This window comes from Nocardioides sp., from assembly GCF_050699375.1.
Taxonomy (GTDB): domain Bacteria; phylum Actinomycetota; class Actinomycetes; order Propionibacteriales; family Nocardioidaceae; genus Nocardioides.
Genome location: NZ_JBOHDN010000225.1, coordinates 1 through 2,453, shown reverse-complemented (window position 1 = coordinate 2,453; position 2,453 = coordinate 1). Strand labels below are relative to the sequence as shown.

The following is a 2,453-nucleotide window of genomic DNA, read 5'->3' as shown; positions in this document are numbered from 1 at the left end:
GAGACAGACACGGTGAGCTGACCCGACGGACGGGCGCGTACAACCGAATATGGGGGCTTAACTCAGTTGGTAGAGTGCGACCTTTGCAAGGTCGAAGTCAGGGGTTCGAGTCCCCTAGCCTCCACGTTGTGATCTCTCAGGAGATTCCGGACAGGCCGGACCCAGCTTGGGGTCCGGCCTTCTGTGTTTTGGCTTCTGCCCGGCATGTTCTCTGACGCGCGGCGCCGAGGCCGGCGATGCCTCGATTGAGTCGCCGGGGCGAGTCATCCAACAGCGCGCGTACTCAATCGATGTCTGTGCCGGGGCTAGGCAACGTGCTGATGTGACGAACGCCACACCATGGGACGCTTCCGGAGCCACCGGCGCCGGGTCACGAGAGCCGGTGGCCGCAGCCGAGAGCGAAGGAACAAGCACATGGAGACCTCTGTAGACCCCCGTCCCGCCGGCCGCCTGTCGCGACGCTCTGCCCTGACGGCCGCCCTCGGGGTGGCGGGGGCCACCTCGCTGGCGGTCACCACTCCAGGGGTGGCGGTGGCGGACCCGGGACAGGGGATCCGGCGGGGCGCGATCGACGACCACAGTCCGCTGCCCACGGGTCCGCTGTGGACCTGGACCGCGGTCGACGTCGCTCGCGCCGTGCGTACCGGCCGGGTGACCAGCCGCGAGGTGACCGAGAGCTGCCTGAGCCGGCTCCGCGAGGTCAACCCGGACGTGAACGCGGTCGCGGAGACCCTGGAGGAGGAAGCGCTGGCGGCGGCTGACGCCGCCGATGCGCAGGTGCGCTCGGGTGCGGAGCTCGGCGTGCTCCACGGCGTGCCCGTGACCGTCAAGATCAACGTCGATCTCGCCGGGCACGCCACCACCAACGGGATCGTCGCCAACCGAGACGCGGTCGTGGACGAGGACAGTGCGCCGGTCGCGAACCTCCGCCGGGCCGGCGCGGTGATCCTGGGGCGTACCAACGTCCCCGCCTTCTCCTTCCGGTGGTTCACCGACAACGACCTGCACGGTCGGACCCTCAACCCGTGGGACCCGGACGTGACGCCGGGCGGGTCGAGCGGAGGTGCGGCGGTAGCGGTGGCCACGGGCATCGGCCCGCTCGCCCACGGCAGCGACATCGCCGGGTCGGTGCGCTACCCAGCCTGGGCGTGCGGCGTCGCCGGGCTGCGGCCGACGATGGGTCGGGTCGCGGCGTTCAACCCGTCGACCGCCGGGACTCCTCGGACGATGACGTCACAGCTGATGTCGACCCAGGGACTCCTCGCCCGATCCGTGGGCGACCTCCGGATCGGCCTGGAGGCGCTGGCACACCGCGACGTCCGCGACCCGGGATGGACCGATTCGTCCGGTCCGGACGGTCAGCCCGAGCCCCCACGGCGCGCTGCTGTGCTCACCCTGCCGGACGACGGCTCGGTCGACGCATCCGTCCGAGAAGGCATGCGCCGCGCCACCACGGCACTGCGCCGGGCGGACTACGGCATCGACGAGATCGAGCTTCCGCACCTCGCCGAGCTGGCCGACCTCTGGTCGCCGCTCGTCATGGCCGAGAGCCGATACGGTTTCGCGGCCGCCGTGGAGAAGCACGGCGACCGGGCCATCAAGACTGCTCTGAAGACGTGGCTGGAGGTCACCCCCGATCTCAGCCTGGCCGACTTCTCGACGAAGCTGGGCCAGCGGGAGGTGTACCAGCGGGAGTGGCGCCTGCTCCTCCAGGACTACGCGGTGGTGGTCACGCCGGTCTCCCATCGGCCCCAGTTCCCGGTCGACCTGGACCAGCAGGGGCCGGACGCGTTCAGGTCGATCCTGGCGGCCCAGCAGCCGATGCTCGCGCTGGCCATGCTCGGGCTGCCCTCCTTGAGCGTGCCCACGGGCCTGCATGGCGGCCTCCCGATCGGGGTTCAGGTCGTGGCTGACCGATTCCGCGAGGATCTCTGCCTCGAGGCCGGGGAAGCGATCGAGGACGGCATGGGAAGGCGATGACCCCGATCGACCCTCGCCGCGGGTGAGCGGTGGACGCTGAGCAGGGAACGCTCACGAGGAGAGCAGCTCGGCGTACGACGGTCGTAGCTCGTCGGTCCGGGCGGTGACCCGCTCGACGACGATGGCTGCGGACACCTCGGTCGGGGAGGTCGGGCCGTTTGTGAGGAGGTCTGCGAGCTGATCCAGGCAGACGTGCCAGCCGACTGCGGTGTCCGTGTTCTGGGTGGTGCCGCCGAGCCAGGTGGTGAAGGTGAGACGGGTGCCGTCTGCGGTGGGCTCGAGCTCGAAGCGGAGCAGATCGGTCAGCTCGGCGCGGCCGTCCATCCCCCAGGTGAACTCGAAGATCCGGGGCGGGTCCCACACCCGCAGCTCTCCTGCCGAGACGTAGTCGCCCGGGTCGACCCCGATCTCCTCGATCGCCTCGGCGGTGCTCGCCAGCTCCAGGCCCTCTGGCCAGAACGGCAGGCTCAGCC

Annotated in this window: 2 protein-coding genes and 1 tRNA gene; 2 read left to right on the top strand and 1 reads right to left on the bottom strand. The window is 70.4% G+C overall.

Features of this window, described 5'->3' with window-relative positions:
- Positions 1-51: 51 nt before the first annotated feature.
- Both ACRDPS_RS16325 and ACRDPS_RS16320 read left to right on the top strand, forming a co-directional pair.
- Positions 52-124: transfer RNA gene (locus ACRDPS_RS16325), tRNA-Ala, on the top strand.
- A 290-nt stretch (positions 125-414) separates the two neighbouring features.
- On the top strand, positions 415-1,980 hold the full coding sequence (locus ACRDPS_RS16320) for an amidase family protein (protein ID WP_431502709.1): 1,566 nt from the start codon (positions 415-417) through the stop codon (positions 1,978-1,980).
- 51 nt (positions 1,981-2,031) lie between these two features.
- Here ACRDPS_RS16320 and ACRDPS_RS16315 read toward each other — a convergent pair.
- Positions 2,032-2,453, bottom strand: a 422-nt coding sequence (locus tag ACRDPS_RS16315; RefSeq protein WP_431502708.1) for an SRPBCC domain-containing protein, incomplete at its 5' end; no start/stop codon positions are given.